General features: G+C 69.9%; 12 protein-coding genes, 1 tRNA gene and 3 pseudogenes. 10 read left to right on the top strand and 6 right to left on the bottom strand.

Annotated features, from left to right (window positions below):
- Positions 1-14 precede the first annotated feature (14 nt).
- From rsmB to QTI33_RS33570, 5 genes are all read left to right on the top strand, one after another.
- A complete protein-coding gene (gene rsmB, locus QTI33_RS33590) occupies positions 15-1,379 on the top strand; it encodes a 16S rRNA (cytosine(967)-C(5))-methyltransferase RsmB (RefSeq protein WP_286510928.1) in 1,365 nt (454 codons plus the stop codon).
- Entirely contained in the window at positions 1,360-1,992 is a 633-nt protein-coding gene (locus QTI33_RS33585) for a DUF4390 domain-containing protein (RefSeq protein ID WP_444814923.1), read from the top strand. Before rsmB ends, QTI33_RS33585 begins: the two co-directional genes overlap by 20 nt.
- A complete protein-coding gene (locus QTI33_RS33580; RefSeq protein ID WP_286510926.1) occupies positions 1,989-4,316 on the top strand; it encodes a sensor histidine kinase in 2,328 nt (775 codons plus the stop codon). Before QTI33_RS33585 ends, QTI33_RS33580 begins: the two co-directional genes overlap by 4 nt.
- 77 nt (positions 4,317-4,393) lie before the next feature.
- Complete coding sequence (locus QTI33_RS33575; protein ID WP_286510924.1) at positions 4,394-5,089, top strand: response regulator; 696 nt, start codon at positions 4,394-4,396, stop codon at positions 5,087-5,089.
- An 18-nt stretch (positions 5,090-5,107) separates the two neighbouring features.
- Positions 5,108-5,183, top strand: a tRNA-Phe gene (locus tag QTI33_RS33570).
- 130 nt (positions 5,184-5,313) lie between these two features.
- Here QTI33_RS33570 and QTI33_RS35345 read toward each other — a convergent pair.
- A pseudogene (locus tag QTI33_RS35345) lies at positions 5,314-5,454 on the bottom strand (hypothetical protein); the annotation flags it as partial.
- Positions 5,455-5,546: 92 nt separating this feature from the next.
- Between QTI33_RS35345 and QTI33_RS35320 the strand changes: the two are divergent.
- Together QTI33_RS35320 and QTI33_RS35315 are read left to right on the top strand one after the other, a co-directional pair.
- A pseudogene (locus QTI33_RS35320) lies at positions 5,547-5,609 on the top strand (hypothetical protein); the annotation flags it as partial.
- Positions 5,610-5,748: 139 nt separating this feature from the next.
- Positions 5,749-5,849: pseudogene (locus QTI33_RS35315) on the top strand (hypothetical protein); the annotation flags it as partial.
- Positions 5,850-5,927: 78 nt separating this feature from the next.
- On the opposite strand, the gene QTI33_RS33555 reads toward QTI33_RS35315, so the two are convergent.
- Positions 5,928-6,596, bottom strand: coding sequence for a YceH family protein (locus QTI33_RS33555; protein ID WP_286510923.1), 669 nt, complete (start codon positions 6,594-6,596; stop codon positions 5,928-5,930).
- Between the two features lie 63 nt (positions 6,597-6,659).
- On the opposite strand from QTI33_RS33555, the gene QTI33_RS33550 reads away from it, so the two are divergent.
- Complete coding sequence (locus tag QTI33_RS33550) at positions 6,660-7,121, top strand: MarR family winged helix-turn-helix transcriptional regulator (RefSeq protein ID WP_286510941.1); 462 nt, start codon at positions 6,660-6,662, stop codon at positions 7,119-7,121.
- Between the two features lie 61 nt (positions 7,122-7,182).
- The gene (locus QTI33_RS33545; protein WP_286510922.1) at positions 7,183-8,715 is read left to right on the top strand and encodes a DHA2 family efflux MFS transporter permease subunit; all 1,533 of its coding nucleotides are present in this window, start codon (positions 7,183-7,185) and stop codon (positions 8,713-8,715) included.
- A 10-nt stretch (positions 8,716-8,725) separates the two neighbouring features.
- Here QTI33_RS33545 and QTI33_RS33540 read toward each other — a convergent pair whose 3' ends face one another.
- From QTI33_RS33540 to QTI33_RS33530, 3 genes are read right to left on the bottom strand one after another with little or no spacing between them, the layout of a single operon-like run.
- Complete coding sequence (locus QTI33_RS33540) at positions 8,726-9,868, bottom strand: phospholipase A (RefSeq protein ID WP_286510921.1); 1,143 nt, start codon at positions 9,866-9,868, stop codon at positions 8,726-8,728.
- Entirely contained in the window at positions 9,865-10,329 is a 465-nt protein-coding gene (locus QTI33_RS33535; protein WP_286510920.1) for a hypothetical protein, read from the bottom strand. The genes QTI33_RS33540 and QTI33_RS33535 overlap by 4 nt, the downstream gene beginning before the upstream one ends.
- Complete coding sequence (locus tag QTI33_RS33530) at positions 10,326-12,425, bottom strand: ATP-dependent helicase (RefSeq protein ID WP_286510919.1); 2,100 nt, start codon at positions 12,423-12,425, stop codon at positions 10,326-10,328. The genes QTI33_RS33535 and QTI33_RS33530 overlap by 4 nt, the downstream gene beginning before the upstream one ends.
- Positions 12,426-12,519: 94 nt before the next feature.
- On the opposite strand from QTI33_RS33530, the gene QTI33_RS33525 reads away from it, so the two are divergent.
- Positions 12,520-13,563 carry an AEC family transporter gene (locus tag QTI33_RS33525; RefSeq protein WP_286510940.1) on the top strand — a complete coding sequence of 348 codons (1,044 nt, stop codon included), beginning with the start codon at positions 12,520-12,522 and terminating at the stop codon, positions 13,561-13,563.
- On the opposite strand, the gene QTI33_RS33520 is transcribed toward QTI33_RS33525, so the two are convergent.
- A complete protein-coding gene (locus QTI33_RS33520; protein WP_286510918.1) occupies positions 13,536-14,207 on the bottom strand; it encodes a hypothetical protein in 672 nt (223 codons plus the stop codon). The two genes, QTI33_RS33525 and QTI33_RS33520, sit on opposite strands and share 28 nt — an antisense overlap.
- Positions 14,208-14,250: the final 43 nt, after the last annotated feature.

Here is a 14,250-nt window from a genome sequence, read left to right as displayed (position 1 = left end):
ACCATCGACCCAAGTTGCCAGATCATCCAGACCCCCTTTCCGAATCGCCACAGGCTTCACCGCCGCTGTGGCGCCAGTTGCAGTTGACCGCCGCGGCGCTTGCCTCGATCCGCGGCGGCGTGTCGGGCTCGGTCGCCTTCGAGGCCGTCGAGCCGGCCCTGCGGCCGGGCGTCCAGGCGCTGGGCTTCCAGGTGCTGCGCTGGCTCGGCCGGGCCGAGGCGCTGCGGCGCCAGCTGGCCAAGCGGACCCCGCCGCCGGCGGCCGACGCCCTGCTGTGCACGGCGCTGGCCCTGGCCTGGGATGGCGAGCGTTCGCCCTACGAGCCCTTCACCCTGGTCGACCAGGCGGTCGAGGCGGCCAAGCGCAATCCGGGCACCCGGGCGCAGGCCAGCTTCATCAACGCCTGCCTGCGGCGCTTCCTGCGCGAGCGCGACGAGCTGGTGGCGATCACCGAGCGCGAACCGGTCGCGCAGTGGAACCACCCGCGCTGGTGGATCGAGCGCCTCAAGCGCCAGCATCCGCGTGACTGGCAGCGGGTGCTGGCCGCCGACAACACCCAGGCGCCGATGACCTTGCGCGTCAACCTGCGCAAGACCAGCGTCGCCGCCTTCCGCCAGGGCCTGGCCGCCGCGCAGCTGCCGGCGGTGCCGGTCGGCGCCAGCGGGCTGCAGCTCGCGCGGGCCCGGCCGGTGGCCCAGATTCCCGGCTTCGCCGAAGGCGAATGCTCGGTGCAGGATGCGGCGGCCCAGCTCGCCGCCCCCTTGCTGCTGTCCGGCCTCGACCGCCGCCGCGAGGCGCCGCTGCGGGTGCTGGACGCCTGCGCGGCGCCGGGCGGCAAGACCGCCCACCTGCTCGAGGCGGCCGGCCCTGCGGCCATCGAGGTGACGGCGCTGGAGGTCGATCCGACCCGCGCCCGGCGCATCGACGAGACCCTGGCGCGGCTCGGCCTCGGCGCCAAGGTCGTGGTCGCCGACGCTTCGCGGCCGGCCGACTGGTGGGACGGCCAGCCCTTCGACGCGATCCTGCTCGACGCCCCATGCACCGCTTCGGGCATCGTCCGCCGCCACCCTGACGTGCGCTGGCTCAGGCGCGAAAGCGACATCGAGCAGCTGGCGCTCCAGCAGGCGATGCTGCTGGCCGGCCTGTGGCCGCTGGTCCGGCCGGGCGGGCGCCTGCTCTATTGCACCTGCTCGGTGTTTTTCGAGGAAGGTGCGCACCAGATCGAGGCGTTCCTTGCACACAACACCGATGCCCGTTTGCTGCCTTCGCCGGGCCATTTGCTACCCCAAAGCGGCGGGAATGCGCGTGGCGTCCCGGACAATGCCTTGGGTGACCACGACGGTTTCTTCTACGCGCTGCTTGAAAAGCTGCCCCGCTGACAGGCGCTGGCCGGTGCGGCTGGCTGTGCTCCTGATCCTCGTCGTTGCCTGGTGGGCGGGGCTGACGGGCACGGCGCGGGCCGATTCGCGCAACACGGCGATCACGCAGCTGCGGCTGGAGCAGGCCGACGACGGCGTCTACCTCACGGCCCAGGTGCAGTTCGACCTGGCGCCGGTGGTCGAGGAGGTGCTCGAGAAGGGCATCGCGATCTATTTCGTGGCCGAAGCGGAGCTGTACCGGGAACGTTGGTACTGGACCGATCTCAAAGTGGCCCAGGCGGCGCGCTACATGCGGCTGGCCTACCAGCCCCTGACCCGCCGATGGCGCCTCAACGTGTCCCCCGTCCCCATCACCAATTCCGGCTTCGGCGTCTCGCTGAACCAGAACTTCGACACCCTGGCCGATGCGCTCGAGGTCATCAGCCGGGTCGGCCGGCTGCGGCTCGGCGATCTGGCCGAGATCGGTGACGACCCCTCCCATGCCGTGAGCTTCCGCTTCCGGCTCGACACCTCCCAGCTGCCGCGGCCGTTCCAGATCGGCGCGGTCGGCCAGAACGACTGGAACATCTCGGTCGAGAAGAACGCCCGGCTGCCGCTGGAGAAGTCGAAGTGAGCACCGACCCGCGGGTCGCGCCGCGGGCGTCGCCGGCGGCGCGGCGCTCCCGTGCCATCCGCTGGGCCATCGGGGTGGTGGCTGCGCTGGTCACGGCGATCGGCCTGGTGCTGATGTTCCTGCTGGCGCAGGCCACCAACAACCGCGCCCTCTACGAGCGCAACTACACCCGCCTGTTCGGCATCAACGTGGTGGTGGCGGCGGTGCTGGTCATCGTCATCGGCTGGGTCGCGTTCCGGCTGCTGCGGCGGCTGCGGCAGGGCAAGTTCGGCAGCCGGCTGCTGATCAACCTGGCCATGATCTTCGCGCTGGTCGGCGTGGTGCCGGGCCTGCTGGTGTACGTGGTCTCCTACCAGTTCGTGGCCCGCTCGATCGAGAGCTGGTTCGACGTCAAGGTCGAGGGCGCGCTCGATGCCGGCCTGAACCTCGGCCGCGCCACCCTCGATTCGCTGTCCGAAGACCTCGCCAGCAAGGCGCGCACCGCCAGCAGCCAACTGGCCAACGTGCCGGACACCCGCGCCGGGCTGGTGCTCGAGCGCATCCGCGACCAGCTGGGTGCCACCGACGTCATCCTCTGGACCGGCAGCGGCCAACTGGTGGCCAGCGCCGGCGCCTCGCGCTTCCAGCTGAGCCCCGAGCGGCCGACCCCGCAGCAGCTGCGCCAGGTCCGCGGCGATCGTGCCATCGCCCACATCGAGGGTCTGGACGAGACGCCGATGCCCGGTGCGCCGGCACCGGTCGCCAGCGTCAGGGCGCTGGCGCTGGTGCAGAGCCAGGGCTTCGAGTTCAACACCGAGCCACGCTTCCTGCAGGTCACCCAGCCGCTGCCGCCAGCGGTCGTGAGCAATGCCCTGGCGGTGCAGGAGGCCAACCGCGAATACCAGGAGCGGGCGCTGGCACGCGAGGGCCTGCGCCGGATGTACATCGGCACGCTGACCCTGACCTTGTTCCTGGCGGTCTTCGGCGCCGTGCTGCTGGCCGTGCTGTTCGGCACCCAGCTGGCCCGGCCGCTGCTGGTGCTGGCCGATGGCGTGCGCCAGGTGGCCGGCGGCGACCTGCGGCCCACAGCGGTGCTCCAGGGCCGCGACGAGCTCGGCGGCCTCACGCGCTCCTTCGCCGTCATGACGCAGCAGCTGGCCGATGCCCGCAGCGTGGTCGAGAAGACCATGGGCGAGCTCGATGCCGCCCGCTCCAACCTGCAGACCATCCTGGACAACCTGACCTCCGGCGTGATCGTGCTCGACGCCCGCGGCTTCATCCGCTCGACCAACCCGGGCGCGACCCGGGTGCTGCGGGCGCCGCTGGCGGCCTTCGAAGGCCAGCAGCTGGCCGAGGTCCCGGGCCTGGCGGAATTCGCGCAGAACGTGCAGCAGCAGTTCGACGACTTCGAGGTCGAGCGGCTGCAGCACGGCCTCGACCACTGGCAGCACGCCTTCGAACTGCACGCCGGCGGCGATGCCATGGGGCAGGACATGATCAACATCGTGGCCCGCGGCGCCGAGCTGCCGGGCGCCGAGCGGCTGCTGGTGTTCGACGACATCTCCGAGATCGTCTCGGCCCAGCGCGCGCAGGCCTGGGGCGAAGTGGCGCGGCGGCTGGCGCACGAGATCAAGAACCCGCTGACGCCGATCCAGCTGTCGGCCGAGCGGCTCGAGATGAAGCTCTCGGGCAAGGTCGCCCAGCCCGAGCAGGCGATCCTCACCAAGTCGGTCAAGACCATCGTCGACCAGGTCGATGCCATGAAACGGCTGGTCAATGAGTTCCGCGACTATGCGCGCTTGCCTGCGGCCGATCTCCGGCCGGTCGACCTGAATGCGCTGGTTCTGGACGTGCTCCATCTCTATCCACCGGAGAATGCGACGGTGGCGCTGCGCCCCGAGCTCGACGAGCGCTGCCCGCCGATCCGGGCCGACGAACAGCAGATCCGGCAGGTGATTCACAACCTGTTGCAAAACGCCCAGGACGCGGCCGAGGCGAACGCCGGGCGGACCGGGCAGGCCGCCGAGGTCGTGATCCGCACCCGGCTCGGCGAATCCGGCCAGAGGGTGCGCCTCACGGTGCAGGACAGCGGTGCCGGATTTGCCGAGCACATCCTCAAGCGGGCCTTCGAGCCCTACGTCACGACCAAGGCCAAGGGCACGGGGCTGGGCCTGGCGGTGGTCAAGAAGATCGCCGACGAGCACGGCGCCCGGGTCGAACTTTCGAACCGCATGGTCGAGGGGGCTGTGGCGGGTGCGCAAGTCTCGTTATCATTCGCGCTTGCAGCACAGCCGCAGGGAGCGGTCGCTCACACCCAAGATTCGAAGTCATCCACCCTCCTCTGAGCGCCGACGGCGCGGGGCGGCATGGACCGGCAAACGAACCGATTACTCTAATTACAACGCGCACAACTCAAGCACACATGGCAAACATCCTCGTGGTCGACGACGAGCTGGGCATCCGGGACCTGCTCTTCGAAATTCTCAATGACGAAGGCCATAACGTGGAGCTCGCCGAGAACGCGGCCGAAGCGCGCGCCGCGCGACAGCGGGCCCGTCCCGACCTGGTCCTGCTCGACATCTGGATGCCGGACACCGACGGCGTGACCTTGCTCAAGGAGTGGTCGGCGGCCGGCCTGCTGAGCATGCCGGTGGTCATGATGAGCGGCCATGCGACGATCGACACCGCGGTCGATGCGACGCGCATCGGGGCCTTTGCTTTCCTCGAGAAGCCGATCACCCTGCAGAAGCTGCTGAAGGCGGTGGAGCAGGGCCTGGCGCGCGAAAGCGCCCGCCGCGCCGCGGCCAGCGTGGTGCCGCCCGCGAGCAGCTTCGCCGCCGTCGTCACGACGGTGGGCGACAGCGCGCTGGTGCCGGCCGCACCGGCGCTGCCGGTCGCCGACCTGGGCCCGCAGTCGACCCAGAGCTTCGACCTCGACCGCCCGCTGCGCGACGCGCGCGACGGCTTCGAGAAGGCGTACTTCGAATTCCACCTCGCGATGGAGAACGGCTCGATGACCCGGGTGGCCGAGAAGACCGGGCTCGAGCGCACCCATCTGTACAGAAAACTGAAGCAACTTGGCGTCGATCTTTCACGAGGCCGCAGAAGCGCTGTATAATCGCGGGCTGCACACCAAGGCCCGGTAGCTCAGTTGGTAGAGCAGCGGATTGAAAATCCGCGTGTCGGTGGTTCGATTCCGCCCCAGGCCACCAGATTCCACAAGGCGCTACAACTTTCAAGGTTGTAGCGCCTTTGTCGTTTGCAGGTACTCGTCCTTGCGAAATGCGGGCACTGCACGACGCTCACCCAGTCATACCGGGGCGCCGGCTCCAGACCCTCTGGTCGCACGGAGGAGAAGGTCTTTCCGTGCGCGTCGGTGTTGCCGATGCGGAACTGAAAGAAGGCCCACTGCAGCAAGGTGCGGCGCGCGACCGCCTTGGTGACGGTCAGGTCTGTGAGTTCAGAGAGGATTTCGAAGCGCACTCCTTCGCGCACATCGCGAACATCGCCGCCGCGCCGAAGTCGTGCTCGTGCAGGCGGCGCGCCTGCCGATCGTCTTCAGGCACATCGCGGCGATGCCCGACGTGCACGTCGGCACCGGCGCCACTGTGGCCTCGGTGATCACGACCCTGCGCGCCATCATCCCGGCCGCGGTGGACGTGGACATCGGCTGCGGCATGATCGCCTGCAAGACCAAGCAGCACCTGGGCACGCTGGGCACCGGCAACCACTTCATCGAGGTCTGCCGCGACGAAACGGGCTTCGTGTGGCGAGGCGGTGAACTGCCACCACAACTACGTGCAGAAGGAACACCACTTCGGCCAGGACGTCTACGTCACGCGCAAGGTTTCGACAGCTGCTCGCACGGCGCCGGCCGCGTGATGAGCCGTGGCGAGGCCAAGCGCCGCTTCACGCTGGCCGACCACCGCGCCGCGACCGAAGGCGCTCGGCCCTTGTCAGTCGTCGATCCCGAGCTCCGAGCAGATCCGCGCGACCAGCGCCTTCAGGCCCGCGACCTCGCCCTCCAGCCGCGCCACGTTGGCCTTGAGCGCCGCCACCTCGCCGAGCGAGACATCGGTGCTGCCACCCGCGACCGCCGCCGGGCTCGCCGCATCCTCCGCCGGCGCCCCGCTCAGCAGGTGCGCCCAGCGGCTCTCGCGCGCCCCGGGCAGCCGCGCCAGCTTCACGACCAGCGCACCGGCCGGCCGTTCCGCCATCTCGTCGAGGAAGCCTTCCACCGCCGAGATGTCGGCGAAGTTGTGCATCCGGTCGCAGGCAATGCGCAGCTCGCCCGCGGTCTGCGGTCCGCGCAGCATCAGCACGGTCAGCAGGATGATCGACTGCGACGGGATGCGCAGCACGCCGTCGATGTTGTGGGCATAGCGGAAGGTCCGCCCGCCGCTGCTCTCCGACACCAGGCTGTAGCCGCGCAGGCTGTCCAGCGCTGCCGTGGCCTCGGCGTCCGTCACCTCCAGGATCGGATTGCGGCTGGTCTTCTGGTTGCAGCCCGCGACCAGCGCGTTGAGCGTCAGCGGATAGCTGTCGGGCACGGTGCGCTGCTTCTCGGCCAGCACGCCGAGGACGCGGGTTTCGAGCAGCGAGAGGGTGGGCAGGGAGGAGGTCATGGCCGGATTGTCGCCCTGGACAGGCTGCACGAAGTACTAAGCCTATTTATAATAAGCCCGCTTATGAAAAGAGACTTCAGCCAACGCTTCGGCTTCCTGGTGAACGACGTCGCCAAGCTCTACGGCGAGCATTTCGACCGGCTGGCGCGCGAACGCATCGGCCTGTCGCGGGCCCAGTGCCGGGTGCTCGGCGCGCTGGCGATGCATGGCGACGAGGCGCCGATGTCGCAGGCCGAGCTGGCGCAGCGGCTGGACCTCAGCGCCATGGCGGTCGGCAGCCTGTGCGACCGGCTCGAGGCGGCCGGCTGGATCCACCGCCAGGACAGCCCGAGCGATCGCCGGGTGCGCCTGGTGCGCGCGGCCGCCAGTGCGGAGCAGGCGCTCGACACCGCGCTCGGCCTCAGCGACGGCCTGCAGGCGCGCGCGCTGGCGCAGTTCACCCCGGCCGAGCGGGCACAGCTGGTCGCCCTGCTCGCCAAGGCCCGCGCGGGCCTGATGTCGCTGCAAGCCGAGGCCGTGCGATGAGCACCCGCCCGGCCGTTCCGAAGGGGGCTCGCACTGCAGTGCGCAGCACGGAGGGTGCCGTATGAGCGCCGCCGCCCCCCACGCCGCCGTCCCCCATCGCGGGCTGATCACGGTGTCGATCATGCTCGCCACCATCATGCAGGCGCTGGACACCACCATCGCCAACGTCGCGCTGCCCCACATGCAGGGCAGCCTGCAGGCCTCGCAGGACCAGATCACCTGGGTGCTGACCTCCTACATCGTGGCCTCGGCGATCGCCCTGCCGCTGACCGGCTGGCTGTGCGGCCACTGGGGCCGGCGCAAGGTCTTCATGGTGTCGGTCGTCGGCTTCACCATCGCCTCGGCGCTCTGCGGGCTGGCGAACTCGCTGGTCGAGATCGTCGCTGCCCGGCTGCTGCAGGGCGTGTTCGGTGCCGCGCTGGTGCCGCTGTCGCAGGCCGTGCTGCTCGACATCAATCCGCGCGAGAAGGTCGGCCAGGCGATGGCGATCTGGGGCGCCGGGATCATGGTCGGCCCGATCCTCGGGCCGCTGCTGGGCGGCTGGCTGACCGAGAACTTCGACTGGCGCTGGGTCTTCTTCATCAACCTGCCGGTGGGCATCTTCGCGCTCTGGGGCATCCTGCGCTTCCTGCCCGAGAGCCGGCCGCAGGGCGAGCGGCTCGACATCTTCGGCTTCGTCACGCTGAGCCTCGCCATCGGCATGCTGCAGCTGTTCCTCGACCGCGGCGAGCAGCTCGACTGGTTCGATTCGTGGGAGATCCGGCTGGAGGCCGCGGCGGCGCTGATCGCCTTCGCCTTCTTCGTGGTCCACACCTGGACCGTGCAGGGCGTGTCCTTCTTCAACCGCGACCTGCTCAAGGACCGCAACTTCGTCACCGGCCTGCTGTTCGCCTTCATCGTCGGCATGATCCTCTACGGCACGATGGCGCTGCTGCCGAGCTTCCTGCAGGGCCTGATGGGCTACCCGGTGGTCTACACCGGCGCCGTGACCGCGCCGCGCGGCATCGGCACCATGATCGCCATGATCGTGGTCGGCCGGCTGGTGCAGCGGGTCGACGTCCGCGCCATCATGGCCGTGGGCTTCGGCCTGACCGCGTTCTCGCTCTGGCAGATGACGCGCCTGACGCTCGAGATGGACAGCTCGCTGATCATCGTGTCGGGCTTCATCCAGGGCCTGGGCATCGGCTTCACCTTCGTGCCGCTGTCGACCGCCGCCTTCGCGACCCTGGCGCCGCGGCTGCGCAACCAGGGCACGCCGATCTTCAGCCTGTTGCGCAACATCGGCAGCAGCGTCGGCATCTCGATCGTGCAGGCCCTGCTGACCGAGAACTCGGGCCGGGCCCATGCGGCGCTTGCCGCCACGGTGGCGCCGGGCAACCACGGCCTGGCCGGCCTGCCCCAGATGTTGAACCCGGCCAACCCGGCCGGCCTTGCGATGCTCAATGGCGAGGTCACGCGCCAGGGCGTGCTGATCGGCTACCTGTCCGACTTCGGCATCATGATGGCGGTGACGCTGGCCGCGATCCCGCTGCTGCTGCTGATCCGCAGCCCCGGCCGCGCCGCCTCAGCGCAGGCGGGCGAGGTGCCGCACTGATCGAAGGCGCTCAGAAGTCGACCAATGCCAGCCCGATGGTGAACACCGTGCGCTTGCGGTTGTAGTCGACCAGGGTGTCGCCGTAGCCGTAGAAGAGCTGGGTCTGCAGGCGCAGGTTGCTCTTCACCGGATCACCGATGACCTTCAGCCATTCGAGCCGCACCGCGCCCTTGCCGCCGTGCGCCCAGGCCACGACCTGGTTCATGCGGTCGATCTGCCAGGTGGCCCGGATGTCGGCGTGGCCCAGGTACTTGGTGATGTCGGGGTTGTCGTCGTTGGCGGCGTTCTCGGAGACGCGCGACCAGACCCGTCCGGTGATCGTGAACTGGTCGCCGAGCTCGACGCCGCCCATCAGGTAGACCCGGTTCCAGCTGCGCGAGTAGGGCAGGTCCTGGCCGTTCGACTGGTGGACCAGCCCCAGGCCGCCGTAGCGCAACCGCCAGCCGCCCGGCAGCTTGAAGTCGAGCGGGTAGCTGTAGATGATTTCGGGCTCGTGGTCGGTGGTGCGGAACGGCCGCGACAGGTCTTCGTTGAACACCTGCCAGGTCGAGAACTGCGAGTAGGCAAACCAGAGGCCGTCCTTCTTGACCGGGTCGTCGCCGGTGAGCAGCCCCTGCGCGAGCTTGGTGCGCAGCGACAGGCCGATGCGCATGTCCTGCGCCTGGTAGGGCCGGTCGACGCCGGTGTGGTTGGGGGCCGGCGAGGTCGCCGTCTCGGGCTCCCGGGCGGCCACGCCGAGGCCGACGCTGAGCGGCCGGTAGCCGCGGAAGCCCAGCGTGCCGCAGCTGCTGCCGGCCTCGAGCTCCCAGAAGCGCGACAGCAGCGAGTATTGGCGGTCGCGGCAGCCGTCCTGGGTGGCGATCGTGACCACGCGCGTGGCCGGCACCGTGGCGTCCACCGGCGGCATCGTCTCGACCAGCACCGACGGCGCCGCCGGCACCGCGGCCGCGGGCAGGGTCTGCTGCTGGGCCCAGCGGTCGAAGCAGGCGAGCCGCGCCTCGTTGTTGCCGTTGCCCGCGAGGCGCTGGCACTGCTGCCACGTCAGTTCGGATTCGGCCAGGGGACTCGGCGGCTTGTCCACGGCCTGGGCCAGGGCGGTGGTGGCGCCGAGGCCGGTGAAAAGAGCGGTGAATAGAAGGTTGCGTTGATTCATCGATCAGTTGCCGAATTGCCAATCTTGTTCAGGACGAACGGATGCGTGCGGTCGTTCGCGGCGTCGCGCCAGACGCCCTTGAATGCCCGGCCGCACGACCCCGGCTCCAGCGCGCCCAGCCAGACGCCGCTGATGGCCTGGCCGTCCAGCGATTCGTCGAGGCTCAGCATGCCGTCGTCGTCGATGTCGCCTGCCAGCTGGGACACCGTGGCGCGCGCGCCGCCGCCGTCCCGCGTGATTGTGCCGCGCACCCCGGCGTAGTCGGGATGTTGGTCGAGCTTGACTTTTGCCACGCCCTGGGTGCCGTCGATGCGCGCTTCCCAGTCGCCGAACAGCGCCCGGAGCGGCAGCTCGGCGCCGCTGGCGGGGCAGGCCGCCGGTCCGCCTTGCGCCGCGGCGCCGGCGGCGAAGGCGATGCAGGCTGCGGCCGCCAGCCAGGCCCGGCGCGACAACCCCTTCATGGCGCCGAAGCGGCCGCGGCGGCGGCGGCCGCGTTGTCCTGCACCTTGCGCGCGAACTCGGCGCGCAGCGCCTTGAGCTTCTCGCGCGGGTCTTCCTTGGCGGTCTTCTTGTCGAGCGCCATCTCGGCGATGAAGCGGCTGGGCTGGGCGGCGACCATCTCGCGGCCCTTCTTGCGCCGCTTGGTCCAGCTCACGGCCAAGCTGCGCTGGGCCCGCGTGATGCCCACGTACATCAGCCGGCGCTCTTCCTGCAGCCGGGTCAGCGTGTCGTCGCTGATCTTTTCCTGGCGGCCGCCGTCGTCGTCGAGCTTGAAGGGCAGCAGGCCCTCGGTCACGCCGACCAGCATCACGTGCGGCCATTCGAGGCCCTTGGAGGCGTGCAGCGTCGACAGCGTGACCACGTTCTGGTCCTGCTCGCGCTCGCTGATGGTCGACAACAGCGAGATCGTCTGCGCCACTTCGAGCAGGCTCTTGCGCTCGCTCTCGACCGTGGCGCCGGAGGCGTCGTCGATGGTGCCGCCGCAGCGCTGCGACATCCAGTCGCAGAACTCCATCACGTTGGTCCAGCGGCTGGCCGCGGCCTGCTCGCTGTCCTCGCCGTCGTAGAGGTGCTTCTCGTAGTCGATCTCCTTGAGCCACTCGGCCAGGAAGGCGCGCGCGTCCTCGGCGCCCATGGTGCGGCGGGCCTTGTACTCGAGGTCGTTGATGTAGCGGCCGAACTCGTGCAGGCCCTCTTGGGCGCGCTTGGGCATCACGCTCGGCAGCGAGGGGCTGAACAGGGCCTCGAACAGGCTCAGCTTGTACTGGCTCGCGAAGGTGCCGAGCGCCGCCAGCGTGGTGTGGCCGATGCCGCGCTTGGGCGTGGTCACGGCGCGCAGGAAGGCCGGGTCGTCGTCGTTGTTGACCCACAGGCGGAACCAGCCGCACAGGTCCTTGATCTCGGCCCGGTCGAAGAAGCTCTGGCCGCCCGAGACCTTGTAGGGGATCTGCGCCTTGCGCAGCGCCTGCTCGAACACCCGGGCCTGGTGGTTGGCGCGGTAGAGGATCGCGAAGTCGCGGAACTCCTTGTGCTGCGGGCCTTGCGCCGTGGCGTCGCCGGCGCGCAGGCTCTGGATCCGCGCCACGGTGCGCTCGGCCTCGTGGGCTTCGCTGTCGGCATCGACGATGCGCACCGGCTCGCCCTCGCCGAGTTCGCTGAACAGCGTCTTCGGGAACAGCTTGGGGTTCGGGCCGATCACGTTGTTGGCGGCGCGCAGGATGGCGCTGGTGCTGCGGTAGTTCTGCTCCAGCTTGATGACCTTGAGGGTCGGGTAGTCGACCGGCAGCTTCTTGAGGTTGTCGAGCGTGGCGCCGCGCCAGCCGTAGATCGATTGGTCGTCGTCGCCCACCGCGGTGAAGCGGCCGCGCTCGCCGACCAGCGCCTTCAGCACCTCGTACTGGGTGGCGTTGGTGTCCTGGTATTCGTCGACCAGCACGTGGCCGAGCGCCGCCTGCCACTTGGCACGCACTTCCTGGTGCTGCTGCAGCAGCTTCAGCGGCATGCCGATCAGGTCGTCGAAGTCGACGCTCTGGTAGGCGGCCAGCCGTTCTTCGTAGCGCGCCATGATGCGCGCCGTGATGCGCTCGTTGTCGTCGGCCGCCTGGGCTTCGGCCTGGGCCGCGTTCAGGCCCATGTTCTTCCACTTGCTGATGGTCCACTGCCAGATGCGCGCGGTGGCGGCATCGGTGGTGCCGCCGGCATCCTTGAGGATCTTGGTGACGTCGTCGCTGTCGAGGATGCTGAAGGCCGGCTTCAGGCCCAGCACCGCGCCGTCCTCGCGCATCATGCGCACGCCCAAGGCGTGGAAGGTGCAGACCACCACCTTCTTCGCATCGCGCCCGATCAGCCCCTTGGCGCGCTCGCGCATCTCGGCGGCCGCCTTGTTGGTGAAGGTGATGGCGGCGATCCGCTGCGGTTCGAGGCCGGCCTGGATCAGGCGGGCGATCTTGTGCGTGATCACGCGGGTCTTGCCCGAGCCCGCGCCCGCAAGGACCAGGCAGGGGCCGTGCATGTAGTTGACGGCTTCTTGTTGCGCGAGATTGAGACCGGAAGACATGGGGAGTTCGGAGGCGGGAATCGGGAATGATACGGGCGCCTCCTTGCCGCCCTGGCCGCCGGACTGTGGTAGGCGCGCCGTGGACAATCGCCGCGTGCTGCAGATCTTCCTGGTCACCGTTCCCTTCTTCGCCCTGATCGCCGCCGGCTATGCCGCGGCCCGCGGCGGCCTGCTGCCGCTGGCGGCGATTCCGGGGCTGAACGCCTTCGTGCTCTATTTCGCGCTGCCCTGCATGCTCTTTCGCTTCGGCGCAAGGGCGCCGATCGGCCAGTTGCTGGACGGCGGCGTCGCCCTGGTCTGGTGCCTCAGCGCGCTGGCCGTGGTCGGCGCCACGGTCGCGCTGAGCCGCCGCCGGCGCATCGGCTGGAACGACGCCGCCTTCGGGGCCCTGGTGGCCGCCTTTCCGAACACCGGCTTCATGGGCGTGCCGCTGCTGGTGGCGATCCTGGGCGCTCAGGCGGCCTCGACCACGATCATCACCATGGCCTTCGACATGGTCGTCACCTCGTCGCTGTGCATCGCGCTGTCGCGGCTCGACGGCGCCGACGGGCATGGCGCCGCCAAAGCCCTGCGGCAGGCGCTGCGCGGCATCCTGCGCAACCCGATGCCCTGGTCGATCCTGCTGGGCGTGCTGGCCTCGGCGACCCGGTTCTCGCTGCCGGGCCCGATCGAGCGCACGGTCGCGATGCTGGCCGAGGCGGCCTCGCCGGTGGCCCTGTTCACGATCGGCGCGGTGCTGGCCCGCTCGGCGGTGCTGGCGCGCGAGCACCGCGCCAGCGCGGCGGTCGCGCAGGCCCTGGGCAGCGCCGCCCGCCGCTCGCCGCCGCCGGCCCCGGCGGCGCTGGCGGACCTGCTGCCGGTGGTCGCGATCAAGCTGCTGGCGCATCCGCTGCTGGTCTGGGCCCTGGCGCATGGCGCGCGGGCGCTCGGCGTGCCGCTCGGCAATCCGGCACTGGTCGCGATGGTGCTGGCCGCCGCGCTGCCCAGCGCCAGCAACGTCTCGATGCTGGCCGAGCGCTTCGGCGCCGACGACGGGCGGATCGCCCGCATCATCCTGTGGACCACCGTGGCCGCCTTTTTCAGCTTTCCACTGGCGGCCGGCTGGCTGGGTCAGGGCGTGAGCACGCCGAGCTTGTAGGGATCGGCGTCGGGCAGCAGCTCGCAGCGCGAGAGGTCGCGCCCCTGCGTGCCGTCGCAATAGAAGGTGTTGCGGACCCGCCCGAACAGCGTCGGCGAGGAGGTGAACAGCACGCCCTGGTTGGGCTGCCACCGGTCCTTCGCGCCATCCTCGGGCGCGATCGGCGGCGCGGCCGCCGCGTCGGTCGGGCTGCCGCCGGCTGGCGTCGTGAATTCGGCCAGCGTGTGCTGGGCCTCGTCGCCGCGCCAGCGGGTGACGAGTTCGGCGGGCTGCGGCCGTCCGACCACCGGGATCAGCAGCGCATGGACCTGAAAGCCGTGGCCGAAGCGGTGTTCCTTGCCGGCCAGGAAGGCATAGGCGCAGGCCGCCTGGCACTGGCCCTTGACCTCGGTGTTGACGCCTGCCGCATGGATCGCGCGGGCGTAGTCGCCCGCCACTTCGGCCGAGCCGCCCAAGGCGTTCTCGAACACCACGGTGCGCACCTGACCGCCGGCCAGATGGGTTTCGAAATCCTTCACCGCGCTGCCGTCGAGCGTCCCGCTGACCAGCAGGCGGGTGCCTTCGAGCTCCAGATCCGCCGCTGGCGCACCGGCGGTCAGGCCAGCCAGTACAAGGCCCCACAAAGTCCCTGATAGCGTCTTCACGAAGTGACCCTTTCGCAAGACCCCGCAGTAGGTCCCGCTGCGA

The organism is Variovorax davisae (genome assembly GCF_030316845.1).
GTDB classification, from domain to species: domain Bacteria; phylum Pseudomonadota; class Gammaproteobacteria; order Burkholderiales; family Burkholderiaceae_C; genus Variovorax; species Variovorax davisae.
This window is presented reverse-complemented; position numbering and strand designations above follow the sequence as displayed.

Bases quoted from the DNA above. Each gene is read 5' to 3' on its own strand.
- QTI33_RS33575 (WP_286510924.1), top strand. From the start codon at position 4,394: ATGGCAAACATCCTCGTGGTCGACGACGAGCTGGGCATCCGGGACCTG.
- QTI33_RS33555 (WP_286510923.1), bottom strand. From the start codon at position 6,596: ATGACCTCCTCCCTGCCCACCCTCTCGCTGCTCGAAACCCGCGTCCTC.
- QTI33_RS33550 (WP_286510941.1), top strand. From the start codon at position 6,660: ATGAAAAGAGACTTCAGCCAACGCTTCGGCTTCCTGGTGAACGACGTC.
- QTI33_RS33545 (WP_286510922.1), top strand. From the start codon at position 7,183: ATGAGCGCCGCCGCCCCCCACGCCGCCGTCCCCCATCGCGGGCTGATC.
- QTI33_RS33540 (WP_286510921.1), bottom strand. From the start codon at position 9,868: ATGAATCAACGCAACCTTCTATTCACCGCTCTTTTCACCGGCCTCGGC.
- QTI33_RS33535 (WP_286510920.1), bottom strand. From the start codon at position 10,329: ATGAAGGGGTTGTCGCGCCGGGCCTGGCTGGCGGCCGCAGCCTGCATC.
- QTI33_RS33530 (WP_286510919.1), bottom strand. From the start codon at position 12,425: ATGTCTTCCGGTCTCAATCTCGCGCAACAAGAAGCCGTCAACTACATG.